Source organism: Peribacillus sp. P4_B1 (assembly GCF_056402395.1).
Window position 1 is genome coordinate 43,997 of record NZ_JBFUHM010000015.1, and the last position, 25,412, is coordinate 69,408.

The 25,412-nt window shown below is 41.6% G+C and carries 19 protein-coding genes, 2 pseudogenes and 2 other annotated features; of the genes and pseudogenes, 12 read left to right on the top strand and 9 right to left on the bottom strand.

Annotation, left to right across the window (positions count from 1 at the left end; genetic code table 11):
* Window positions 1–2: 2 nt before the first annotated feature.
* A complete protein-coding gene (locus AC1DVK_RS10915; RefSeq protein WP_410862008.1) occupies window positions 3–638 on the top strand; it encodes a DUF7010 family protein in 636 nt (211 codons plus the stop codon).
* A 40-nt stretch (window positions 639–678) separates the two neighbouring features.
* Here AC1DVK_RS10915 and AC1DVK_RS10920 read toward each other — a convergent pair whose 3' ends face one another.
* Complete coding sequence (locus tag AC1DVK_RS10920; RefSeq protein ID WP_477626471.1) at window positions 679–954, bottom strand: hypothetical protein; 276 nt, start codon at window positions 952–954, stop codon at window positions 679–681.
* 121 nt (window positions 955–1,075) lie between these two features.
* Window positions 1,076–1,297: a binding site (T-box leader), on the top strand.
* Window positions 1,298–1,327: 30 nt separating this feature from the next.
* Window positions 1,328–1,549: a binding site (T-box leader), on the top strand.
* Between the two features lie 60 nt (window positions 1,550–1,609).
* Between AC1DVK_RS10920 and thrS the strand changes: the two genes are divergently transcribed.
* Window positions 1,610–3,517 (top strand): threonine--tRNA ligase, encoded by a 1,908-nt coding sequence (thrS, locus tag AC1DVK_RS10925; RefSeq protein ID WP_477626502.1) that lies wholly within the window; start codon window positions 1,610–1,612, stop codon window positions 3,515–3,517.
* A 293-nt stretch (window positions 3,518–3,810) separates the two neighbouring features.
* On the opposite strand, the gene AC1DVK_RS10930 is transcribed toward thrS, so the two are convergent.
* On the bottom strand, window positions 3,811–4,437 hold the full coding sequence (locus tag AC1DVK_RS10930) for a LysE family transporter (protein ID WP_089364094.1): 627 nt from the start codon (window positions 4,435–4,437) through the stop codon (window positions 3,811–3,813).
* 270 nt (window positions 4,438–4,707) lie between these two features.
* On the opposite strand from AC1DVK_RS10930, the pseudogene asnA reads away from it, so the two are divergent.
* From asnA to AC1DVK_RS10950, 4 genes and pseudogenes are all read left to right on the top strand, one after another.
* Window positions 4,708–5,702, top strand: a pseudogene (gene asnA, locus AC1DVK_RS10935) (aspartate--ammonia ligase).
* Window positions 5,703–5,973: 271 nt separating this feature from the next.
* Window positions 5,974–7,206, top strand: coding sequence for an MFS transporter (locus tag AC1DVK_RS10940; protein WP_477626472.1), 1,233 nt, complete (start codon window positions 5,974–5,976; stop codon window positions 7,204–7,206).
* 187 nt (window positions 7,207–7,393) lie between these two features.
* Window positions 7,394–7,993: pseudogene (locus tag AC1DVK_RS10945) on the top strand (LysE family transporter); the annotation flags it as partial.
* A 124-nt stretch (window positions 7,994–8,117) separates the two neighbouring features.
* Window positions 8,118–9,533 (top strand): amino acid permease, encoded by a 1,416-nt coding sequence (locus tag AC1DVK_RS10950; protein ID WP_477626473.1) that lies wholly within the window; start codon window positions 8,118–8,120, stop codon window positions 9,531–9,533.
* Window positions 9,534–9,578: 45 nt separating this feature from the next.
* Here the strand turns inward: AC1DVK_RS10950 and AC1DVK_RS10955 are convergent, their stop codons facing one another.
* Together AC1DVK_RS10955 and AC1DVK_RS10960 are read right to left on the bottom strand one after the other, a co-directional pair.
* On the bottom strand, window positions 9,579–11,252 hold the full coding sequence (locus AC1DVK_RS10955; RefSeq protein ID WP_477626474.1) for a ribonuclease J: 1,674 nt from the start codon (window positions 11,250–11,252) through the stop codon (window positions 9,579–9,581).
* Between the two features lie 451 nt (window positions 11,253–11,703).
* Complete coding sequence (locus tag AC1DVK_RS10960) at window positions 11,704–12,600, bottom strand: TetR/AcrR family transcriptional regulator (protein ID WP_377405128.1); 897 nt, start codon at window positions 12,598–12,600, stop codon at window positions 11,704–11,706.
* A gap of 257 nt (window positions 12,601–12,857) precedes the next feature.
* On the opposite strand from AC1DVK_RS10960, the gene AC1DVK_RS10965 reads away from it, so the two are divergent.
* Window positions 12,858–14,306 carry a DHA2 family efflux MFS transporter permease subunit gene (locus tag AC1DVK_RS10965; RefSeq protein ID WP_477626503.1) on the top strand — a complete coding sequence of 483 codons (1,449 nt, stop codon included), beginning with the start codon at window positions 12,858–12,860 and terminating at the stop codon, window positions 14,304–14,306.
* Window positions 14,307–14,573: 267 nt separating this feature from the next.
* Here AC1DVK_RS10965 and AC1DVK_RS10970 read toward each other — a convergent pair whose 3' ends face one another.
* On the bottom strand, window positions 14,574–16,577 hold the full coding sequence (locus AC1DVK_RS10970) for a YhgE/Pip family protein (RefSeq protein ID WP_477626475.1): 2,004 nt from the start codon (window positions 16,575–16,577) through the stop codon (window positions 14,574–14,576).
* 122 nt (window positions 16,578–16,699) lie between these two features.
* Here AC1DVK_RS10970 and AC1DVK_RS10975 point away from each other — a divergent pair, with 122 nt between their 5' ends.
* Together AC1DVK_RS10975 and AC1DVK_RS10980 are read left to right on the top strand one after the other, a co-directional pair.
* Window positions 16,700–17,602 (top strand): LysR family transcriptional regulator, encoded by a 903-nt coding sequence (locus AC1DVK_RS10975; protein ID WP_089364087.1) that lies wholly within the window; start codon window positions 16,700–16,702, stop codon window positions 17,600–17,602.
* A gap of 194 nt (window positions 17,603–17,796) precedes the next feature.
* A complete protein-coding gene (locus AC1DVK_RS10980; protein WP_477626476.1) occupies window positions 17,797–18,486 on the top strand; it encodes an alpha/beta fold hydrolase in 690 nt (229 codons plus the stop codon).
* Window positions 18,487–18,585: 99 nt separating this feature from the next.
* Here the strand turns inward: AC1DVK_RS10980 and AC1DVK_RS10985 are convergent, their stop codons facing one another.
* Window positions 18,586–19,209, bottom strand: a complete 624-nt coding sequence (locus tag AC1DVK_RS10985; RefSeq protein WP_284469857.1) for a TetR/AcrR family transcriptional regulator — start codon at window positions 19,207–19,209, stop codon at window positions 18,586–18,588.
* Window positions 19,210–19,403: 194 nt separating this feature from the next.
* Between AC1DVK_RS10985 and AC1DVK_RS10990 the strand changes: the two genes are divergently transcribed.
* Window positions 19,404–20,162, top strand: a complete 759-nt coding sequence (locus AC1DVK_RS10990; protein WP_410862021.1) for an SDR family oxidoreductase — start codon at window positions 19,404–19,406, stop codon at window positions 20,160–20,162.
* A gap of 30 nt (window positions 20,163–20,192) precedes the next feature.
* On the top strand, window positions 20,193–20,417 hold the full coding sequence (locus tag AC1DVK_RS10995; RefSeq protein ID WP_477626477.1) for a hypothetical protein: 225 nt from the start codon (window positions 20,193–20,195) through the stop codon (window positions 20,415–20,417).
* A 122-nt stretch (window positions 20,418–20,539) separates the two neighbouring features.
* Here AC1DVK_RS10995 and AC1DVK_RS11000 read toward each other — a convergent pair whose 3' ends face one another.
* From AC1DVK_RS11000 to AC1DVK_RS11010, 3 genes are all read right to left on the bottom strand, one after another.
* Window positions 20,540–21,241 carry a FadR/GntR family transcriptional regulator gene (locus AC1DVK_RS11000; RefSeq protein ID WP_089364082.1) on the bottom strand — a complete coding sequence of 234 codons (702 nt, stop codon included), beginning with the start codon at window positions 21,239–21,241 and terminating at the stop codon, window positions 20,540–20,542.
* Between the two features lie 161 nt (window positions 21,242–21,402).
* Window positions 21,403–22,761 carry a glucarate dehydratase gene (gene gudD, locus AC1DVK_RS11005; protein ID WP_477626478.1) on the bottom strand — a complete coding sequence of 453 codons (1,359 nt, stop codon included), beginning with the start codon at window positions 22,759–22,761 and terminating at the stop codon, window positions 21,403–21,405.
* Window positions 22,762–22,792: 31 nt separating this feature from the next.
* Window positions 22,793–24,154 carry an MFS transporter gene (locus tag AC1DVK_RS11010; RefSeq protein WP_477626479.1) on the bottom strand — a complete coding sequence of 454 codons (1,362 nt, stop codon included), beginning with the start codon at window positions 24,152–24,154 and terminating at the stop codon, window positions 22,793–22,795.
* 314 nt (window positions 24,155–24,468) lie between these two features.
* Here AC1DVK_RS11010 and kdgD point away from each other — a divergent pair, with 314 nt between their 5' ends.
* Window positions 24,469–25,401 carry a 5-dehydro-4-deoxyglucarate dehydratase gene (kdgD, locus tag AC1DVK_RS11015; protein ID WP_477626480.1) on the top strand — a complete coding sequence of 311 codons (933 nt, stop codon included), beginning with the start codon at window positions 24,469–24,471 and terminating at the stop codon, window positions 25,399–25,401.
* Window positions 25,402–25,412 lie beyond the last annotated feature (11 nt).

Consider the following 25,412-nt stretch of genomic DNA (forward strand, 5'->3'; position numbering starts at 1 on the left):
CTATGTACGATTATACTGTGGATGAAAGGAAACTGATGATGAAAGAGGCGTTTCGCGGTTCTGGAATTGGAGTCATTTTCATGGCGGTCTTCGGAACACTGTGGGCGGGTACCGGTGTAATGGGATTGCAAGGGTGGGGGTTTCCCTACGTGGAACTCGCAGCCATATTCGTGGGAATCATCATGGTTATCGTTGGCATTTCATTAATACATGCATCACAAAAAATGTCCAGTCAAGTTTCAGATGATGGGGCAAGACGTCTTAAGCGTATCGGATTTTTGTTTAATATGGTCTTCATTGCCGAAGGTTTGCTGATTGGGATTGCCATTGCCATCTGTAACTTGATCAATCACACCGATCTTATACCGGGGGTCATCGCCATTATTGTAGGGATTCATTTTTTACCATTGGCGTCACTTTTCCAAATCAAGGTTTATTATGCAACAGGTGTGCTTCTCTGCTTATTGGCGCTTATCACATGGCTGATTGTGCCAGACACCGTCATGGTTGGGGAGCATCAAATCCTTGCACCGTTATCATTGCTCGGCCTTGGATGCGCGCTAATACTCTGGACCACTGGACTTACGCTATGGCTTGGAATAAAGAATTCAAGTCGAACGATAGCCGATGAAGAATGAATCAATGAAAAAACCCGTCATGGCGAACGGGTTTTTTCATTTAATTTTTCATCCGGGTTAATAGCCTTACGATTTGAAATGGTTCATTCCAAACGAGAATGAAACCCAAAAGAAAGAATGCAGCCACAGCCAAGTATTTCGACTTTCCTTTTTCACTTTTATACATGGCCCCTAAGCTGCATAACATACCAATTAGCAACGCACCGAATCCTGAAATCATAAGCAGATCGGACGCTTTTGAAAAAGCAAGGGAACAGCAAAATGATAGGATACCAATCACTGCAAATACGATTGACCAATTGCTTAAACGTTTCATGGAAACTCCTTTTTTACTAATTATACCAATTTGGTGTTAGTAATGGAATGAAAAAAATTGAGGTTGTCACTTATGGGAATATATTGTAATATATATAACAATATAAAAACCATTAACATGCAAAGAAGCATTGATAAGGACATGAATCATTTTTACGGTCTACAGAGAGGGAAGGGCAGCTGCRAACTTCCTGGCTTAGGAAACTGATTTACCGCCTTTGAGCCATATCGGTGAACAAGAGTAACTGATATCGTCTAAGCTGCGTTACAAGCTCCAGAGCCATGRGTGTTTTTTGCTTATGGGAAATTGGGTGGAATCACGGGTATACGCRCTCGTCCCTTACTTAGGGATGGGTGCGTTTTTTATTTTTATAATTATTGCCATGATAAGGACATGAATCATTTTTACGGTCWACAGAGAGGGAAGGGCAGCTGCGAACTTCCTGGCTTAGGAAACTGATTTACCGCCTTTGAGCYATATCGGTGAACAAGAGTAACTGATATCGTCTAAGCYGCGTTACAAGCTCCAGAGCCATGAGTGTTTTTTGCTTATGGGAAATTGGGTGGAACCACGGGTAAACGCGCTCGTCCCTTGCATAGGGATGGGTGCGTTTTTTTATTACCAAAAAAGGGGTGTTTATGTGATGGGTGAAAAAATGATTAAAGTTCAATTCCCGGATGGGCAGCAAAAGGAATATCCGCGAGGCACGACAGTGGAAAGTGTGGCAGGGTCCATCAGCTCAAGTTTAAGGAAAAAGGCAGTAGTAGGAAAACTGGACGAAAAGCTGGTTGATCTAAGTTTCAAGTTGGATAAAGATGCCGAATTGTCAATCCTGACTCTGGATTCGGATGAGGGATTACAAGTTTTACATCATACATCGGCGCATGTTTTGGCACAAGCCATCAAGAGATTATACGAAAATGTGGAATTGGGGATGGGGCCAGTCGTGGAAGATGGTTTTTACTATGATTTTAAGTTAGAACATCCTTTGAGCTCAGAAGATCTGCAAGCTATTGAAAAAGAGATGGAACATATCATAAATGAAAACCTGGAAATTAAAAGAATCGAAGTATCTTATGAAGAAGCTGTTAAGTTATTTGAGGGTAGAGGAGAGTCATTCAAGTTGGAGATAGCAAAGAACATTCCTAAGGGTGAAAAACTAGCGCTCTATCAACAGGGGGAATTCATCGATCTTTGCAGAGGGCCGCATCTTCCATCCACGTCATATGTAAAATCGTTCAAATTAAGTCGTGTATCAGGTGCCTATTGGCGGGGAGACAGTCAAAATGAAGTTCTTCAACGGGTGTATGGCGTGGCTTTCAGAAAGAAAAAGGATTTACAGGATCATTTGAAATTCATAGAAGAAGCAGCCAAACGCGATCATCGTAAATTAGGGAAACAATTGGAGTTATTCATGTTTTCGGAGGAAGCCCCTGGAATGCCGTTTTATTTACCGAAAGGACAAATTATTAGAAATGAATTGGAGAAGTTCTCGCGGGAGCTTCAGACTGACGCTGATTACGACGAAGTTCGGACTCCTTTCATGATGAACCAGCGGTTATGGGAACAATCGGGCCACTGGGATCATTACCATGAAAATATGTATTTCACAGATGTGGATCATACAAAATTCGCGATGAAGCCAATGAACTGTCCGGGTCATATGCTCATATTCAAAAACAATCTTTATTCTTACAGGGATTTACCCATCCGGATGGCCGAGTTCGGTCAAGTCCACCAGCACGAGTATAGCGGTGCATTAAACGGGATGCTCCGGGTCCGGACATTTTGTCAGGATGATGCCCATATTTTTGTTCGGCAGGATCAAATCAAAAGTGAGATTAAACAAGTATTTCATCTTATTGACGAGGTGTATCGTACTTTTGGCTTCGAGTATTCAGTGGAACTGTCGACTCGTCCAGAGGATTCATTGGGCGATGATTCCCTTTGGGAGGATTCTGAATCAGCCTTGAAAAAAGTTCTGGAAAACATCGGGATACATTATCAATTAAATGAGGGGGACGGGGCATTTTATGGCCCGAAAATTGATTTTCATATTAAAGATGCACTAAAACGAAGCCATCAATGTGCAACGATTCAACTTGATTTTCAAATGCCCGATAAATTTGATTTAACTTACATCGATGAAAATAATGAAAAGGTCCGTCCGGTCGTCATTCATCGTGCGATCTTTGGATCGATCGACCGTTTTTTTGGAATCCTGATTGAACATTTTGCTGGTGCTTTTCCAGTATGGCTTGCCCCGGTGCAAGTACAGGTCATCCCTGTCTCTCATGTTCATTTGAATTATTGTTTAAAGGTCCAAAAAGAACTGAAGGGTCACGGCATAAGGGTGAAAATCGATGAACGGAATGAAAAGTTGGGATATAAAGTTAGGGAAGCACAGATAGGGAAAATCCCATATATGCTTGTCCTTGGAGATAAAGAGGAAAAAGAAAATGAAGTGAATGTCCGGAAATACGGGGAACAAGAATTTAAAAGTGTCGCAATAGAAGGGTTCATCAAGCAAGTGGTCCAACAAATAAAAGGAAGAAGCATCTAATAAATTTAAAGGCCCATTAGGTTGAGTTTGGATAAAAAAGGACAGCATTTGGCTGTCCTTTTTTCTAGTATGCCACCTCCTATAAATCACGAGTAAATGCACCAAATTCACGAGTAAATCATTGAAACTCACGAGTAAATGCACCAAATTCACGAGTAAATCATTGAAACTCACGAGTAAATGCACCAAATTCACGAGTAAATCCCTTAAACTCACGAGTAAATGCTAGTTTCGATACAGGATTAAGAATAGCCATTGCCTCTGTTGGGTCTTTTTTCTATTACAATTAGATCTTATGTAAATAAAACCTTGGCCGCTTGTATGGCGAAGTAAATGCCTATCCCTATCAGGGATATCCCTGATATGATCGAAATGCCCATTAGAATGGATTTGGATAAAAAACGTCTGAAGGTGCTGGCGATTATAGCCATTGTGAAATCCCAGGCTAAGAGGCCGATAAGAATCCCTGAACTGTATAAAAGTAAATGATTCATATCATATTTTGAAGCGGAGTTTGCGAGAATTGATCCATAAATCCCCAGCCAAAACAAAATGGATAAAGGATTCGAAAGGGACATGATGAATCCTGATAGGAATGAAGAAAAAAGGGAATCTTTCGCTTTCCGTACATTCACTTCAATTTTACCCGCACTAAGCAGACTTTCGATTCCGGTATAGGTCAGGACGAAAAAGCCAAAAAGCCACAAAAATGTCTTCATGAAGGAGTTATCTAAAAAGTGGACGACACCGAAAAAAACGAGGGCTATGAAGACAACATCCGCTAAAATGGCACCCCAGCCGAAAATCCAGGCATGCCAAAAACCTTTCTTGATTCCCTTGTCCAATTGAGCAGCGTTAATGGGACCGATAGGAGCTGCCAGTGATAAGCCTAATAATACATAGCTGAAAAAAGCACCCAAATCATCACCTCATCGTTTGATACATCCTGCTTATTTGAATGTATTCAAACAATTGGACTTGTACCACCTTTTTATCTGAGTCAGTCCTTTTTTGAGTGTATATAKTTAATTATGGAAAATGATTCAATCAGGCTGGTGGTGTTTAGTAACAACCCAGAAAGTTCCTTCATAATGTAATTTAGTCATATGGAAAGATGCCAATTTGCAATATATGCGTTATTAAACCCCGGGTCAAAAACAAGTTGGAGGATAATTATGCCCAAATTATCGATGCCAAATAAATACAAATCAATCCTTGATATCATGCATACGGATATAGCGATAAATGAAATTAAGGGTCATTTTGAAGAAGGACTTTCAAATGCGTTAAACCTTATTAAAGTATCAGCTCCTATCGTTTTAAATGAGGGTAATGGGATAAATGACAATTTAAATGGTATGGAACGGATCCTTACGTTTGATGCTTTGGATATTAAAAATAAACAAATAGAAGTGGTTCAATCCTTGGCAAAGTGGAAAAGAATAACTCTATCTAGGTATGGCCTTACTTTTGATGAAGGAATTTACACAAATATGAATGCGATAAGACGTGATGAAAAATTAGATAATTTATGCTCGTTATTTGTAGATAATGGGACTGGGAGAAAGTCATAGCAAAAGAACAGCGTAACTTAAATACATTAAAATCCGAAGTGAAAAAAATATATAAGGCTATTAAGGCGACCGAACTTCATATGTTTAAATTCCATCCTATGCTTAGGCCTGTGTTGCCTAATGAAATTCACTTTATTACGACACAGGAATTGGAGGATTTATACCCGAATCTGACTCCCGAGGAAAGAGAAAATGTGGTAGCAAAGAAATATGGTGCGATTTTTATTATGAAGATTGGAAAAAAGTTGCAATCAGGAGAAAAACATGATGGACGTTCACCAGATTATGATGATTGGGAGCTAAATGGAGATATCGTTTTGTGGAATCTACTTTTGGAATGTGCTTTTGAAGTTTCTTCAATGGGAATTCGAGTAGATGAAGATTCGCTGTTAAAACAATTAAGGTTATCCAAAAACGAAGATCGTACGACGCTCGAATATCAAAAAGCGGTATTGGAAGGAAAACTTCCGCATTCAATAGGTGGAGGAATAGGGCAATCCAGATTATGCATGTTTTTGTTAAAGAAAGCACATATTGGTGAAGTTCAGGTTTCGGTTTGGAATGACCAAATATTAAAGGAGTGCAAAGAGAGCAATATCATTCTTTTATAAAAAACGGTGTCCCTAAAGCTGCTTATTAGCAGAAGTGGAAGGGAAGAAATAGTCGAGTAAAACGCTGTATTTATATACTGGAAACCCATTCTTTTAAAGAATGGGTTATTTGCTATAAAGAATTTTAAAGTCGAGGCAAACTAGGAACACAAGGGATAATTTTGGGTTGAGCGCTACTGAATAAATCTTTCTGTTCAATAACATAATAATTAAAGACATCTTCAAAGAAGGTTACCTTAAGTTGCTTTTATAATGGATGAGGAGTGTAAGTATGGAAGGTCATGAGAAGCAAAATAATAATGTAAGCGTTTGGTGTCTGATCAGTATGGCATCGATTCCATTGGTAATGACCCTTGGAAATTCAATGCTTATCCCGGTTTTGCCCATTTTTGAAGAAAAGGTGGGAATATCTTCTTTTCAATCGAGCATGGTGATAACAAGCTATTCCGTTGCATCCATTTTTTTAATTCCTATAGCTGGTTATTTATCAGATCGATTTGGACGGAAAATGGTGATTATGCCAAGCCTTGTCCTTGCCCTTATTGGCGGCTTGGTTGCAGGTTATGCATCATGGAAAATGGATAATCCTTATACATGGATCATCATTGGGAGAGTATTGCAAGGGATTGGGGCATCTGGAGCCTCGCCCATCATTTTGCCTTTAGTGGGGGACCTTTACAAGGATGATGATGAAAAAACAAGTGCTTGTTTGGGTATCATCGAAACCTCGAACACATTTGGGAAAGTTCTGAGTCCAATATTGGGTTCCCTTTTTGCTGCATTTATCTGGTTTTTACCATTCTTCTCGATTTCATTCTTCAGTTTAATATCTATTGTTTTGGTCTTTTTCTTTATAAAGGTACCAAAAGAGAAGGAAGAGCCGAAGAAATTAAAAGAATTCTGGCGTGATACGAAAAAAATATTCAAGCAGGAAGGAAAATGGTTATATACAATTTTCCTGATTGGTGTATTTGTCATGTTGGTTTTGTTCGGTGTTCTTTTCTTTTTGTCAGACAATCTTGAAAAAATCCATGATTTGCATGGAGTCAAAAAAGGTTTAGTGATAGCGATCCCACTGTTTTTCCTTTGTGTATCTTCTTATGTTGCAGGGAAAAAAATCAAGGGAGAATTACCAATCATGAAAAAGATCATCATGATCAGTTTAGCCGTCCTTTCAATTAGCCTTGTATTTGTCGGTTTTACAAAAGAAAAGGTTTTCCTGTTATTACTCGTAACGAGCTTGGTGGGGATAGCAATTGGTGCGTTATTGCCGACACTCGACGCAATCATCACCCAAAATATAAAAAAGGAACAGAGGGGGACGATTACCTCCTTTTACATGTCATCAAGGTTCATCGGAGTTGCGGCAGGCCCGCCGGTCATGTCCCTTGTCATGAAAAATCATCTCAATATGAGCTATATCATTTCAGGAATCCTTGGTATATGCATTGTATTGATTGTTTTGAAATTCATTAGTACAGACAAGAAAGAAGCAGCTAGCTAAAAGCCGAAAAAGGAGAAAGCCTGGTCTTTCCCACGACTTTTTTTTGTTGTAATTCGCGTGAAATGCCATCAATATTTTATCAGTATGATGATATAGGTAGGGGTTGTCACATAGAATGTACAAGTCATGAACAAGCTCGAAGGAGTGATGCTTTTTGAATGTACATTTACTGCTGGGTTAATTTTTCTTAGGACTTACCCTTGCAGCACCGATCGGCCCGGTGAATTCTGCTCGTATCGATAAAGGAATCAAGAACGGGTTTTGGCATGCCTGGATCGTTGGAACAGGGGCGATGATCGCGGATGCCTTGTTCATGATTTTAGTGTATGTGGGTATGGTACGGTTTTTAGAAATCCCGATCGTCCAAATCTTTCTATTGCTTTTTGGCGGATTTGTGCTTATTTATTCTGGGATGGAAAGTGTTTTACGGGTAAATACGATATCATTAAATCAATACAGGAATAGAGATTCTTTATTTTCCTGCTTTTTAACTGGGTTCATCATGTCAGTGACCAGTCCATTATCCATTTTATTTTGGTTAGGGATATATGGATCTGTTTTAGCTAAGACAGCTTCAAGTTATGGGACATCCCAACTTTTCATCTATAGTGGGATGATCTTCCTCGGTCTTACCTGCTGGGATTTTTTTGTAGCGGCATTGACGAATGGATTACTCAGGTTCTTAAATGAAAAAAGCTTAATGGCCATTTCGATAATCTCTGGATTATCACTGACTGGTTTTGGGGTTTATTTTGCCTATCAAGGCATTCGTGCCATCGCATCATAATGCTTCGAGGCATTACATATCACTTCAATGTTAATCAGGAATTATTTAACCATATGATAACTTCTTCCTTGCATAATTCATTGTGGCATTATCAACACTATGAATGATGGAAGGGGGTAATGTTATGACAAAAGCCAATTGCAGTTCAGCTAAAGGGAAGGCTGTACAAGATTCCAAATCATCAGGTGAACAACAAGGCGATATGAAATGGTGGCAGCTATCATTAGTCGGTGTAGGCTGTACAATCGGGACAGGATATTTTCTTGGATCCACCATAGGGATTAAAACGACAGGGCCATCTATTGTATTTTCCTTTGTATTGGCTGCACTTGGTACATACATCGTTTATAATCTGCTTGCTAAGATGACGGCTGCCGATCCTCAAGAGGGTTCTTTTTGTTATTATGCCAATAAAGCATTTGGACGATGGGCTGGCTTTAGCTGTGGCTGGAATTATTGGTCCTCCAATATATTGATCATGGGAAGTCAACTTACTGCGCTTTCGCTGTTATCTCAATTTTGGTTTCCGAAAGTCCCGCTGTGGCTATTTGCGGCTGGATTTGCCATTGTTTCAATTTTTGTGGTATTGCTTGGAACAAAAGGGTTCGACAGAGTTGAAAACATCCTTGCGGTAATTAAGACAGCGGCAATCGTAATGTTTATCATTATAGCAATATGTGCCGTTTTCGGTTGGTTTGGTCTTGATGGAGGGAAACCGCCATCATTTCCGAATACGTACAATGAATTATTTCCAAAAGGGCTAAAAGGGTTTTGGACATCCCTTATCTATGCTTTTTATGCGTTTGGCGGCATTGAAGTCATTGGATTGATGGCGATGCAGCTGAAAAAGAAAGAGGATGCGCCAAAGGCAGGGACGATCATGCTCATGGTTCTTACGATCATATATGTGGTTTCGTTGGGATTAGCCGTAACCATGGTTTCATTAGGAGCATTCAATGAAAAAGAAAGCCCATTTGTTTCTGCATTGGACAATTATCACCTGACATTTTTCCCTCATGTATTTAATGGTGCGATCATCATTGCCGGTTTTTCGACGATGACCGCTTCACTGTTTGGTGTAACCAATCTGTTGGTAACGCTTTCCAACGATGGGAATGCGCCCTCATTATTCATGCAAAAGATCAAAAAATTCAAGGATCTTCCACTGCCCTCATTGGGTCTTGGAGCCTTAGGGCTTTTAGGGTCAATCATCACAGCCTTGCTCCTGCCAGGCAAGATTTATGAATACATTACAACCTCAGCTGGGATATTGCTTTTATATAACTGGGCATTCATCATTCTTTCTTCATTCAAAATCTTGGAAAATAAAATTTGGAGTAAGATTACCGCCGTTTTTGGACTTCTGCTAATTTTTGCTGCGGTCAGTGGCACACTGCTTGAAAAAGAGATCCGTCCCGGGTTTTTCATAAGCCTTTTATTCATCGTGATCATAGGACTTGCTGCCATTTTCATGAAGTTAAAGGTTTGGAATAAAAACAAGGCGATGGCCGCAAGAGCGAGTAAATCAGACCTAGATTGAAAAAAAGAACTTGACTATATGAAGTCGAGTTCCTTTTTGTGTACGCTAAATCTCAATGATTAACGGAAGGATCATTGGTTTTTTCTTGGTTTGGTTATAGAGATATTGCCCTAGTTCCTTCTTGATGGTTTGTTTAATGATATTCCATCGGTATATTTTTTCACTTTGCAAGTCGTTGACCGTTTTCGTGACAAGACGATTTACCTGTCTAAGGAGCTCTTCGGAATTTTGAACATATACAAATCCACGGGAAATGGTATCGGGTCCTGATACTATTTTTCTTTCCGTCTTGCTTAGTGTTATGACAATTACGAGCATCCCATCTTCGGAAAGCTGCTTACGGTCGCGGAGTACGACTTCTCCAACATCACCAACGCCCATACCGTCAACAAAGGTATTGCCGGCAGCAACCTTTCTCGTTTGACGGGCGACCGAGTTTTCAATATCCACGACATCGCCATTATTGATAATGAAAGTATTGCCCGTTTCCACCCCTACAGACTCAGCAAGTAGCCGATGTTGGTGCAACATCCTATACTCACCGTGAATGGGTATGAAATACTTAGGCTTCATCAGGGTAAGCATGAGCTTTAACTCTTCCTGATAGGCATGTCCAGAAACATGCATGCCTGTTACAGTCCCAGAACCGTAAATGACTTTAGCCCCCAATTGGAACAGGTTGTCGATGATCCGGGAAACATCCCGTTCATTTCCGGGGATTGGAGTGGAGGCAAGGATCACTGTATCACCAGATAATATGCTCATATCCCGATAATTCGAACTGGAAAGGCGGGACAGGGCAGCAAACGGCTCTCCTTGACTTCCCGTACATAAAACCGCGACCCTTTCAGGAGCATAATTATCGACTTCATGTGCTTGAATTAGCATCCCATCAGGAACCTCAAGGTAGCCGCGCTCGATGGCAACGGATACGACATTCACCATGCTTCGTCCCAGTAAGGCGAGTTTTCGGTTTGTCTTCTGGGCAGCGTTCACCACTTGTTGAACGCGATTGACGTTTGAAGCGAAAGTGGAAAGAATGACTTTCTGTTTAGCCTGCATAAACGCCTCTTCAATATGGCTGCCAACCAGATGCTCCGAGGGACTTGAGCCTGGACGTTCAGCGTTAGTGCTCTCAGATAATAAAGCCAAGACACCTGCACTCCCGATTTCGGCCATTTTATGAATATCGGGATACTGGTCATTCATGGGAGTTAAGTCAAATTTAAAGTCTCCTGTATGGACGACCGTACCCTCCGGTGTATGCATGGTGACTCCAAGACAATCAGGAATACTGTGATTCGTTTTGAAAAAATCCAGACTCATCTCCCCAAATTCCAACGTTGAATCCGAGTCGATCTGGATTAATTCAGTATCACCCAAAAGGTTATGTTCTTTTAATTTCAATTCAATCAACCCAAGTGTTAAACGTGTGGCATAAATGGGTACATTCAATTTTTTCAAGAAATAGGGGATGCCGCCTATATGATCTTCATGCCCATGAGTCACGATTAAAGCCCGGATCTTCTCCTTATTTTCCTGTAGAAAGGAAATATCAGGAATGATCAAGTCGACTCCTAATAAACTTTCATCAGGAAACTTTGCACCACAGTCGATAATGACCATATCGTTTGAATATTGAACCACATACATGTTTTTACCGATTTCATTCACTCCGCCTAGAGCCAGAATGGACAATGCATTTTCATTCACACTCAAATAACTAGACCTCCCTTTAGTATAATAAGGATAGTCTTTCCTTAGGCCTCTCTTATAAAACCAACTCTTTTTATAAAATGACTTTCTTCTTCCTGCAATTCAAAAATCAATCTTAAAAATAACCTACTGCAAATTGGCAGATTCCTTTTAAGCGGATAACCATAAAAGGATTAAACCACACTAAAAAAAGAAAACCCGTAAAGAAATGCGAAAATACTGGCAGCAAACCCACCCTTATCAAAAAGCGAAACGAATTCCAGGGTAATATAAAAAACAACTGGTGAAAGTAGCAAAAATGAAAATCCCGAATGAAAAAATGAATATTAAATCCAATATTTACCACCACCATATAGTGATCGTAGATAAAAGGGGCAGCATTATCAATTAAAAATGCTCATAAAAAAACACCTACCGTTTTAGTAGGTGCGTGTTTCCTCTATAAACCATTCCATCATTGGCCCATGCATGAGTTGATGCTTTCTTCAAAAGTCTCGATGTAGCCTTGTATCTGCGCTGCATATTGAGTCTTTAAAGTGAGCAGCAAACTTTCAATCAAAAATTTTCGCGGTTTGTCGGACTGCATCAGCTCATCTTGGATAAAATCGACCAGTTCAATTGCCCTTGATCGATCTTCACCGCAAGTAAAAGCATTGTTTATCACTTTTTTCAAATCCGTGGTGGAATTTAGCAAATCATTATGGCAAGGATCAAGATGGTTTTTAAAGTGGGGAAACCACGTATCCATTTGTTCCGGATCAAGGATCTGTTCTCCGCTATCAGCCACTTCATTGACTAAATGGACAATTCGGTTCATGCAATAGCGGATAATTTGTATGTCCGGTGTACCGACCGCATTAGCACGATAACTAAAATGATTCATATGGGTCATCATCGAATGAAAGATAATGACGCTATCTAATAGATAGGGTTTTTTGCTTTCCCCGAATATATCGAGAAAACGGTCATACATCCATCGTATGCTCAACAATAGAGTTTGATTGATGAATTGCTTTAATTCCTCGTCGTTGGAAACACGGACTTCTTCGATCAGGATAAGCAATTTACTTTGTTTGTTCACCATCATCTGCAATTCGAGCTGCTGGATGAAAATTTCAATATCAGCTGAATCTTGACCAATCAACAGTTTTTCCCTGTCGTGGCGAATCCTTGTATAGACGGAACGGAAAATGGCAATAAATAATTCACCCTTCGAAGGGAAATAATTATAAAAAGTACCTTTTGAAATACCGCTGCCGTCTAAAATGTCCTGAATGGACGTGGCTTGGTAGCCCTTATCAATAAACAGCTTATGAGCCGCATCGATGACATTCTGCCTTCGATTATTCATCATATCACCTAATTTTCATTATACTGCTTGTATAAATGTAATCGTACTCTATTTTCCAACACAGTACAAACCCTTATTTAAACAAGTAAATTTTTATTGCAAAAAATGAACTGGGGGTATATTATTGATTTTATGAGATTTGGATATACTCGTCGTACAATTAAATGAACCAATAGTTTGGATGGAGGATTAGATAAAAAGTGAGTACTGCACAAACAACTGAAAAAAAAGGGTCGTATGGCATTTTAGCCATACTGATGATCGGTGCGTTTATAGCGATACTGAATTCAACCCTTTTAAATATTGCACTGCCATCAATTAAAACAGACCTGGGAATAGAAACTTCCACAGTCCAATGGCTGACAACGGGCTACATGCTCGTGAACGGAATCATGATTCCGGCAACAGCCTTCTTAATAAGGAAATATTCAGTGCGTAATCTTTTCCTGACAGCCATGCTTCTATTCTCAATCGGGACGATCATTGCAGGTGTAGCGGAGGCATTCCCACTATTATTGGGAGCACGTATGGTTCAGGCTGCAGGCTCTGCAATTATGATGCCGTTATTAATGAACGTACTTTTAACTGCTTTCCCTGTTGAAAAACGGGGCTCGGCAATGGGATTATTCGGTTTAGTCATGATGTTTGCCCCTGCAATCGGGCCGACGCTTTCAGGCTGGATCATCGAACATTATGATTGGAGAATGCTATTCCATTTCATTACTCCGCTTGCTTTATTAGTGCTAATTTTCGGCTTCTTCAAGCTTAAAGACAAAAAGGAAAAAGTCGATATTAAAATCGATAAATTATCGGTCATCCTATCAAGCCTGGGCTTTGGCGGCCTGCTTTACGGATTCAGTTCCGCAGGCAGCAAGGGTTGGGATAGCCCTTGGGTTTATGGAACATTGATTGTCGGTGCCATTTCCCTGATCCTTTTCATTACACGCCAACTTAAAATGGAAACACCGATGCTTGAATTCAGGATCTTCAAACATCCAATGTTCGCTTTATCTGCAACGATTTCAATCTCGCTGAATATGGCTCTGTTCTCGGGGATGATCCTAATGCCATTGTATACACAAACAGTCCGTGGCATTTCACCATTTGATTCCGGCTTGCTGATGCTTCCTGGAGCACTATTAATGGCCCTTATGTCACCGGTCACAGGTAAGCTCTTCGATAAGTTCGGTGCTCGTGTGCTTGCTTCAACCGGTTTATTTATCACCGTTGTCACAACGTATTTCTTCAGTAAATTTACAATGGATACATCTTATTCACACATTGTGATTCTGTTTTCCATTCGTGCATTCGGGCTTTCCATGGCAATGATGCCAATCATGACAAACGGATTGAACTCGCTGCCAGCCCGAATGAACCCGCATGGTACAGCGATGAATAACACACTTAACCAAGTCTCCGGTGCTATCGGTACTGCATTGCTTGTTACGGTCATGTCCAACCATGCAGCTTCTTCCGGTGAGAGCTTAATGACCAAAGCGATGAGCAAATTAACAAGCCAGCCCACTGCTGAGGTGATGGAAAAAATGCAGGCCCAAGTCGGAATGCAGGCGATGCTGGATGGAATTAACTTCTCCTTCTTTGTATCGACCTTCATTGTTGCTGTGGCACTGATTCTGTCATTATTCATCAAGCGTGCATGGCCGGCTGAAGAAAAACCAGCCGTGAAAAAGAATCAAACCGCTTAAAGACACAACCAAAAAGCCCCTATGCCACCTGAATAATCAGACGCATAGGGGCTTTTACTTTATCTCACTTAAGCTTTTTCGGGCTGGGACGGAATATTTCGACCGACAGCCAATGTAATTCGACTCAAACCAGATTAATTTGGAGGAACGATCAACCTTTTTATTCGCGTTTTTACCCATATTCAGTGGTTTCACTTCATATTGCTGTTCATCCTTCAGCTGGACTTACATAAGGAAAGTGCCATTAAAATGAGACTGCGCTTTATATCAAGAAGTCACTTCTTTTGAAGTTACCTTTGCATGCTGGATATGACTGGCTATCCAGCCAATGATCGCTGCAGTAATTAGATAGGCAAGTAAGATCCATATCTGCGTCCGCAAGTTTTCCCAGCCTCCTAATGAGATGACCTCTTGCAGCTCTTTTAGTGAGTGGGCCATAGGTAAATATGAACCGATTTTCATTAATAATGGCATGCCGAGTTCGCCAGGGAATGTTCCGCCGCAAGTAGCCAATTGGAACACGAGAAGGGTCACTGCTGCGAATTTGCCAACCACTCCGAATACGGTCACCAACATAAGGATGAACGTCATGAAGGTGAATGAAACGATGATGCTCGACAGAATGAATACTGGGACACTTGCCACATGTAAATGGAATCCAAAAAGGACGACCGCATCCACTAGAAGTGCTTGAATCATGCCGATTACATATACCAGCCCTAATTTATTCATGAAATGAACGGTTCCGGTAACCTTTAGATTCTGCCTGCGGCCAAGCTGTAAAATATTGGAAGCCATGATACCACCTACATAAAAGGCCAGTGACAGAAAATAAGGGGCAATCCCGGTCCCATAGTTAGGAACTTCCGATAGATTGGATTGAACCAATTGCACGGGTTCAGAGAACATCGAAGTGGTCGAATCGCCGTACTGAAGACTGGCCGTTTTATCGGCTGCTTCATTAAGCTTGGTGGATAACTTGCTTGATCCCGTTTCCAGTGAAGCCAGTCCGTCTTGAAGTTCCGTCGATCCACTGGCTAGCTGGCTGCTTCCGCCGGCTAACGAATCAATTCCGTTATTTAAAGTGGAGAAACCATTTTTCCATTTAAATAATCCATTCGCTAATTGTTCAGATCCCTCGTTTAATTGCTTAGCACCAGAGGTAGCTTGTGCCATCTTATCACCAAAGGTTTTCATCCCGGTTAGAATGGTGTCTTGTCCATCCGCCACTTTAGCAGCACCTTCGCCAAGTTGTTTTTGTCCGGCATTTAAAGTGGTGGCTGATTTGGATAATCCTTCAGATAGGGCCAGGATTTGCTTGAAGTCTTGGTCCTTTATTGCATCAGGATGACTTTTCATATAGGCATCCAATTGTTTCTTAAGAGTATTTGCTGTATCAGCCGCCTCTTCTTGCCCTTGCATCAGTTTTGCATTTCCGGCTGACCAGTTCTTAACCCCCTGATTTACTTCATTCAAAGCATTTTCCAATGATTGATGTCCTTCCGATAGCTGCTTCATGCCGGAATACAGGTTCCGGGAACCTGATGTTAATCCTTCCGCACCATCGGCTAAGGTTTCTTGTCCATCCAATAGCTTTGTGCTCCCTGTTTTCAGCTGCTGGGCGCCAGTATTCAAGTCCTGAATGCCATCGGACAAGTTCTCACTGCCGCTTTTCGCATCCGCCGTTCCTTGATGAAGCTCATCCGCTCCATCCCCGGCATCCTTCAAGCCTTTAGAAATATCGTGGAATTTTGAAAGGATGCCTTCAGAATATACTTTCGTAATGCTTGCGTTGATCTTTGTAGTCATCTTTTCAACAGCAGTTGTGCTGATCTGTGAGGCAACGAAGTTTTTACCTGGATTGACAGTATACAAAAGTTTAGCCGTTTCCGGTTTTTCATCCATTAAAGTCGTGACATTTTCCGAAAAATCATCCGGAATCGTGACAACCATATAATAGGCCCCTTCTTTAAGACCCTTATTAGCCTCCTTTGCTGATACAAAGTGAAAGTCCAATTCTTTCTGCTTCTTCAATTGTTTAACGAAATCATTTCCAGCTTCGATTGGCTTATGGTCCATTTCCGAACCATTATCGAGATTGACCACTGCTACAGGGAGCTGATCCATCTGTCCATATGGGTTCCAATATCCTGCCAAGAAGAAACCAGAGTAAATCAATGGAACGATCAAAAGGAAAATCAAGGCGATTCTCCCGTGTTTATGTTTCCACATTGCTTTTATATCTTGAAGTATAAGTTGTAAACCTTTCATTATTGATCCTGCCCTTTCTAACAAAATGAGATTATTTCATCATAATGGCTTTTTTAGATACTGTATAATACATAAATGATTATGTAATAATAGATTTAAATCTATGTGAAGAGAGTGGAGAAATGGAAATATTACAGCTGCAGTACTTTCAAACAGTAGCACGACTGGAACATATGACGAAGGCTGCGGAACTACTTAAGATTGCTCAGCCGTCGCTCAGTAAAACCATATCCCGGCTTGAAGAGGATTTGGGAGTCCCGCTATTCGATAGGGAACACCGGAAAATCAAGCTCAATGCAGCCGGACGAATATTCTTGAACAGGGTCGAACGGGCTTTTGCGGAACTGAATGAGGGAAGGCGCGAAATTGTGGAATTAATGGATCAAGACCAAAAGAACATCACCTTGGCCGTTACCATCCCTAGGGTCCTGCCTGATTTATTGGGCACATTTTTATCTAAATATCCGGATGTACGTTTTCAACAATTCCTAAAATCCATATCATCCATGAAACAGCTTCTAATTGAAGGGGAAATCGATTATTGCATATCATCCGTTCCGATAGAAGGCCCCGACCTAAAGTGGGAACCGCTGATCACCGAAGAAATATATCTGATCGTGCCTCCCAATCACCGGCTGGCTGGCAGGGAAAGCATCCAACTTCATGAAGTGAAAGATGAACCATTCATCAGTATGAACACAGGCTTCGGATTCCGCAGCCTAACCGACCAATTTTGCCTCGAAGCAGGATTTGTCCAGCACATCGCATTCGAAGGCGATGAACCTGCTGTCATCTCGGACCTTGTCAGGAAAGGGTTGGGCATTGCCTTCGTATCAGAATTGACATGGCTCCACCAAACCGGATCATTATCCCATAAAATCAGGATAACCGAACCCGCCTGTCAAAGAACCATAGGGCTTGGCTGGTCAGAAAAACGCTACTTCACCCCGGTAGCCAGGCAATTTCGTTTATTTGTCATGGATTATTTCTCCGCCGTCAACTCCGCTAGGCTGAAGGACGAGTGATGGGCTGAACGCCGATATAATCGGTAAAGGAAGGAATAAATGGGTTGAAGGCCGAAATAATAACGATAAAGGCGATTGCTTCGGTAAAAAGTATAATTTGATATGAGCGGACATAAAATTTCAGGAGGTTTTTAAAATAGGCATCGAAATTATATAGGTGGGTTTATGAATCCCATCCTAGGAGATGAATGGAGATGGAAATGCGGGTTAATCAAATTGATTTGAATGGACTCACTTTTCAATATCGCGAGAGTGGGGAACCTTCTGCACCACCGCTTGTTGCCCTTCATGCGCTGGGGAAAAGTGCAGGTTCATGGGATCAGGCGGCTGCCGTATTGGGGGAAAATTATCGCGTATTAGCATTAGATCAACGAGGCCACGGTGGGAGTGCGAGAACTAATACATACAGTTTTGAATTGATGTGCAATGATTTGCTTCATTTTGCGAATGCTATGAATTTGGGAAGGTTTTCGCTAATAGGGCATTCCATGGGGGGAACAGTTTCCTATCTTTTCTCACAAGCATTTCCATCGAGGATTGAAAGGTTGATTGTCGAAGACACTCCTCCTCCTTTTTCGGATAGACCAATCGAAGTTCCTTCCAAACCTTCTGGCCCTCTACCGTTTGATTGGCAGGTTGTGCCTTCGATTCTAAGGCAACTGAATGAACCCAATCCCGAATGGTGGGCGCGTCTTACGGACATTATCATGCCAACTCTTGTTGTAGGCGGTGGGTCGAGTCATATTCCCCAAAACAAATTGCAGGAAGTTTCCGAGCTTATTCCTAATTGCGAATTGGTGACGATAGAGGATGCCGGGCATTTTGTGCATGAAGATAATTTACCAGCCTTCTTAGCTGCCGTGAAGAGTTTTCTTATTTCATGAACTTCCAAAATACTTATTAAATATAGAAGCTTTAATCTGTCAATGATTAAAGTGCATCCAAATAGCATTTGAGGGAGGGTTGCCGATGCAGCCCTCTTATTACTGCCTGGCATCTTTAAATGTATGGTTTATTTTATAAACGGCGTTTACTGGTTTGTTGCCGATGATTTCCAGCAATTGTTCAGCCATATAGTCAGCGCTATACTTGAATCCAGTGTTGACCCATTCGATGATCATGCCTAAAATCGCATATGCTTGGTAGCTGGAGGCAAGCTCTGTATTGATCTTCGGGTTCGGCTGATAATCTTCTAGGTCCTTTAAAGGGAGTTTCTTTAATTCATTACAAATTCTATCAAGAAGTTTAGGCCATGCATTCGACTTTAAAATGAGGGTATAAATGTTTGCATAGTTAGCTACATGTTCAAATATTTTGATTACTGAAGCCGTTAGTTCATTTATGGTGAACGTATCGACATTTTTATAAGGTTCCCTGTAAGATATGATCAAATCGGCTATGACATCCTCCATGACTTCTTCAAGCAGTTCCTCTTTGTACTGATAATGTTTATAAAATGTACCCCGATTAACGTCGGCGATTTCTACTATTTCTGTAATCGATATGTCCCTAAAATCCTTATTTTGCATTATTGATATGAGGGACTCTTTTAAAGCCTTTTTTGATTTCCTGATCCTTCTATCAATCCCAGTGTTATTATTAGACATTTTTTCTTCACCCTTTGTTCGTTATTGTCCTATTGATGAACAAAAATGACCCTTTATGTTCATTGTTCAACATCAAGGTAAGCATTTGCTGATTGTATAAGCCTACTAACTAATTATACTATAAAGGAAGATAGTTAATGAACATCTGTACAATAGGCATCACTTCAATAGAATAGATGAATGGGGGAGTTTAAATGAAATTACAGGACAAGGTTGCAGTAGTGACAGGCGCAGCATCAGGTATGGGGAAACAAATTGCTATAGATTATGCTAGAGAAGGGGCTAAAGTCGTCGTATCGGATTTAAATCTTGATGGTGCGAACGCAACGGTAGAGGAAATAAAAGAGAATGGCGGAATGGCCTTTGCCATTAAAACGAACGTAGCGGTGGAGGATGATATTCAACATTTGATCGATACTACGGTTAGTACGTATGGTACAGTGGATATTTTGGTGAATAACGCGGGTATCATGGATGGCATGGAACCTGCCGGGGATATTGAGGATTCTGGATGGGATCGGATTTTTGCCATTAACACGACAAGCGTCATGCGTTCGACTAGAAAGGTTTTACCAATCTTTTTAGAAAAACAAAAAGGAGTGATCATCAATATTGCTTCTGCTGGCGGTTTATATGGTGCCCGAGCTGGCGCAGCATACACTGCCTCTAAACATGCGGTGGTGGGATTCACAAAAAACACGGGCTTCATGTATGCAGAAAAAGGCATTCGCTGTAATGCAATAGCACCAGGTGGAGTTGAAACCAATATTGGTTCCAGCATGACGAATATCAATAAGTTTGGCGCCTCTCGCCAACAACTGGGGATGGCGATCAATCCACGCAATGGCAAACCTGAAGAAATTGCTAAAGTGGCATTGTTCCTTGCTTCTGACGATTCAAGCTTTGTAAATGGTACTGTCATCACCGCAGATGCTGGTTGGAGTGCATATTAAGCAGTAAATTAAAAAGAGGATGGTCAGAACTTGGGACTGATACATGCATTCCTGCTAGTAAGCAGGGATGCACTTTTTTTTGAGTGGAGCTTTGGATGGGGATTGTGGTCAGCCAACAATTTGCAAGAGGAAGGTTTCGACTTCATCGGGGAACATTTTCATTTCAATCGAAAGTGGATAAGCGGGGGCTGGATAGTTCAACTACTATCCAGTTTTTTAAAAAAAATGATGCTATCAATTGGATTTAAAAGATAAGTTGAACTCTGAAATCTTGGAAGCAAAATAGGTTCCCTGAAAAATCCACTTTCCTATGAAATTGAATCATTGAGTGATCCATTAGTTTGCTGCGATTACTTCCATCTTCCACAAACGATATATTAATTTGCGTGAGAATATTGAAGGACTTTCTGACGGACGTAATCAAGGTGCTTGTACATTTGACTGAATGCTTCATGTGGATCATGCGCTGCAAGTGCCGCATAGATGGCTTTATGATACTTTACAGTCAGTTCCCGTTCCCTGAATTGTATCAGGCTATTTATTTTATTATGGGTAATCAATAACGAATCGATCATGCCTTCAATAATGGGATTGTTTGCACTTAAAGCAATGATCTTGTGGAATTCTTTATCGGCCTCTCCATAATTGTTGTCTTCACTATTGGCAATCGTGTCAATCGTAACTTGCAGTTTCTCCAGCTGTTCGTCTGTGATTTTCTCGGCAGCCATTGTTACCAGTCCCAACTCCAATGCCATTCGCGCTTCGATGATCGCTGGTAAATTATTCGTAGCCAGCGCCAGCATGACAGAGAATGGATGTGTACCGATTTTATCGTTAAAAAAGGTTCCTTCACGTGTTTTCCGTGTAATGACTCCTAGTGTATCAAGTGCACTGAGTGCCTCCCGTAAAACAGGCCGGCTTACTTCAAGTTCTTTCATAAGTTCCATTTCAGGAGGCAGTTTGTCGCCCGCTTTCATTTGTCCGGTGACGAGCAGATGCACGATTTGATCCACGACTTGTTGTGAAAGAGTGTTGCGATGTACCGATTGTACGCCTAATTTCTTTGACGATTCTTCCATTGTGTAACCCCTTTTCTGTTAAACCCTATATGTATTTATACTGTAAGACTAATTATATAATATAATACACTTATTTGCATGTGAGGAAGAGAAGATCTATACCCCAAAAAAAGTAAAATGCGCCGCTCTAAAGAGAGAGACGCACGCATTGTTGGAAAAAATCATCTGACAAGGCAAGGTGATTTTGGATTGAACTCCCATCCTGAAATCAGGTATTGCATCGCCATTGAATCATCACGGGCACCAAGTCCTTTTTGTTTATAAAGCTGATGTGCCTTCTCGATTTGTTCCATATCGACTTCAATTCCAAGTCCGGGCTTGGAAGGTACATCGACCATTCCGCCGACAATTTTAAAAGGTTCTTTCGTCAAACGCTGCCCATCCTGCCAAATCCAGTGGGTATCGATTGCAGTGACTTTTCCTGGTGCGGCTGCAGCAACGTGTGTAAACATGGCAAGCGAAATGTCAAAGTGATTATTCGAGTGTGATCCCCATGTCAATCCCCAGTCATTGCACATTTGAGCGACACGGACGGAGCCTTGCATCGTCCAAAAATGCGGATCGGCAAGAGGGATGTCCACGGATTGAAGCTGAATGGAGTGCCCCATTTGCCTCCAGTCCGTTGCAATCATATTAGTAGCGGTGGGAAGGCCCGTTGCGCGCCTGAATTCCGTCATGATTTCCCGGGCGGAAAAACCATTTTCCGCTCCGCATGGATCTTCCGCATAGGCTAAAACATGATGTTGATCCCGGCAAAGTTCAATCGCATCCTTAAGCAGCCAGCCGCCATTTGGGTCAAGGGTGATCCTGGCTTCAGGGAAGCGCTCCGCAAGTGCCGTCACCGCTTCGATTTCTTCTTCCCCGCGCAAAACCCCGCCTTTCAGTTTAAAATCATTGAATCCATAGCGAGAGTGGGCGGCTTCTGCCAAGCGGACAATCGCTTCAGGTGTGATCGCTTCCTCATGACGGAGGCGAATCCAGTCATCTTCCGCTTCAGGCTCACTTAAATAACCAAGGTCCGTTTTATTGCGGTCACCTACATAAAATAAGTAGCCCAGCATTTCCACCTTATCACGCTGCTGTCCTTCGCCGAGAAGGGCTGCAACTGGAACACCTAAATATTGGCCGACTAAATCTAGAAGTGCCGCTTCCAATGCTGTTACGGCATGGATGGCTATACGGAGATCGAACGTCTGAAGCCCGCGCCCTCCCGCATCCCGGTCCGCGAACTGCTTACGGATGGTATTCAGAATGTTGTTGTATGTCCCAATGGACTGGCCGACAACCAATTGTTTGGCATCTTCGAGTGTTTGGCGAATCTTTTCGCCTCCAGGAACTTCACCTACACCAGTATTACCCGCATTGTCTTTCAGAATGACAATGTTCCGGGTGAAATAAGGAGCATGGGCACCGCTCAAGTTCAGCAGCATGCCGTCATGGCCTGCAACTGGAATAACGCTCATTTCTGAAATGACCGGTGTGCCGACTTTTACATGACCCTTAAGCATTTGATTGTTCATATTTCTTCCCCCTGACAGAATATTTAGTTAACTATGATTTTAACTCTACACGTTTAATTTCACCAACAAGGAATAAATAGCTGCAGATTGCGACAAGAGCATTGGCACATACGAAGACTAGCGCCCCATTAAATGATCCTGTCGTGGCAATGATGTATCCGATGATGATCGGTGTTGTAATGCCTGCAATGTTACCGAATGTGTTGAAAAGCCCGCCACTGACACCGGACATTTCCTTTGGTGAGGTATCGGCCACTACCGCCCAGCCGAGTGCCCCAAATCCTTTACCGAAAAACGCTAGGGCCATAACGAATATGACCACCCATTCCGTCTCTACATAGTTTGCAGCTACCAAGCTCATCGATAGAAGCATCCCAACAACGATTGGCAATTTTCGGGCGACAGTCAATGAGAATCCCTTCCGTAACAAGAAATCCGAGAATGTCCCTCCGAGAATGCCGCCAAAAAACCCACAAATGGCTGGAAGGGAAGCGACGAGCCCAACTTGAAGAATGGTCATGCCTCTTTCTTGTACAAGGTACACAGGAAACCATGTAAGGAAAAAGTACGTTAACGTTGTAATGCAATATTGTCCGAGATAAACACCTAACAGCATACGGTTTGATAAAAGCTGCTTAATATGATTCCAGTTGACGCCTTTCTTTTCCTCTTTATTTGCAGTGGTTTGATCCATATTGATCAAAGCGCCGCCTGCTTCGATATATTCAAGCTCAGCTTTGTTGATGCGCGGATGTTCCTTTGGGCCATATATCGTTTTCATCCAGAAGAAAGCGACGATGATTCCCAAGGCGCCCATAAAGAAGAAGACGTATTCCCAACCAAATTTATACGTAATGTAACCCATGATCGGTGCAAAGAGAACGGTTGCAAAATACTGGGCTGAATTGAAAGTGGCAGCTGCGGTTCCGCGTTCATGGCTTGGGAACCAGGTAGCAACGATGCGGCTGTTGGCCGGGAAGGAAGGAGCCTCTGCCAATCCAACTAAAAAACGCAGTCCGAACAATATCATGACAGCCGTTCCGGCAGAACCGAAAAATCCGATAAATCCTTGTAAAAGCGTAAAGGTAGACCATAGCGTGATACTCCAAAAGTAAACTTTTTTTGAGCCAAAACGGTCCAAAAGCCATCCACCCGGAATTTGTCCAGCTACGTAGGACCATGCAAAAGCGGAGAAAACATAGCCCATCATGACTGAATCGAGACCAAGCTGACCAGACATGTCCGTACCTGCGATTGATAGCGTCGCACGATCTGCATAATTCAGAGCGGTAACCAGAAAGAGCATAAATACAATAAACCATCGTGTCCGTGTTTTTTTCTGAGCATTCGGCAATATAGGAGATTCTTGAAAAACTTTTTCTCCAGCGTTCATATACTCACTCCCTTAAAAGTATTTTATTTTTTTATTGATACCGCTTACAATGTTAGCTGTTTCCTCCTTTGTGAAAATTCTTAATATTTAGTTTTGTCCAATGGTAAGACAAATATAATTGTTTGTCAATGTCTTTTTTTTATATCGTTTTTCATTTTTAGCTCCTTAATTATCTTGTTTTTTTGTATATATTAGAAGCGAAATTATTGAGGGATGAGGTGATGATTGACTTTTCAGAAAATAAAAAATATACGATTGACCAGACGGTGTATTTGTCTTACAATAAAACAATAATAAGCAAGGAGGAATAGATAATGAATAAAATTCGCAAGGCACCTAAAGGGATTCTCGGATTTCCCGTGGCACCATTCACAACAAGTAATAAGCTTGATGAACAAGCACTCGCACAAAATATCCAATTTCTAATAGATGAGGGACTCGAGGCTATTTTCGTGGCATGTGCGGCAGCAGAGTATCCATCGTTAAGTAAAGAGGAATATGAATTGATGGTAGAAGTGGCCGTATCCGTAACGGGTGGAAAAGTCCCTGTATACACAGGTGTAGGAGGAAATATTCAAACTTCCCTGGAACTTGCAAGAATATCAGCGGATAGAGGGGCAGACGGATATTTAATATTACCTCCATATCTTGTTACTGGAGAACAGGCAGGTCTGGCGGCTTATTTCAAAGCTATCGCAGAGAGTACAGACTTAAATTCCATAGTATATCAGCGTGATAATGTTTCACTTTCAATACCAACTTTGGAAGCACTTGCGGAGGTCCCGCAGGTGGTCGGTGTCAAAGACGGTCTAGGCAATATGGAGTTGAATGGACTCCTTACACAAACCTTCGGAAACCGTTTTGGCTGGCTGAACGGAATGCCGCTTGCGGAAGTTACCATGTCGGCCTACGTTCCACTTGGCTTTGACTCTTACTCATCGGCGATATCCAATTACATCCCGCACATCTCACGGAAATTCTATAATGGCATTCTGAGCGGAGATCAAGAAACGGTCAAAGAAATTTACCAACAGGTCATCATGCCAATCAACAATATCCGCCGTCAGCGAAAAGGGTATGCCGTTTCTCTCATTAAAGCAGGTATGGAGATTATGGGAATGCCGGTTGGCCAAACAGTCAGATTACCGATTCTTCCGGTGGAAAAAGACCATTATGCAGCAATGCAAACGATATTAGAGAATGCTTTAGATCGTTTTCCAAAAGAAACACCAATTCAATCAATCTAATAAGGGCGGGA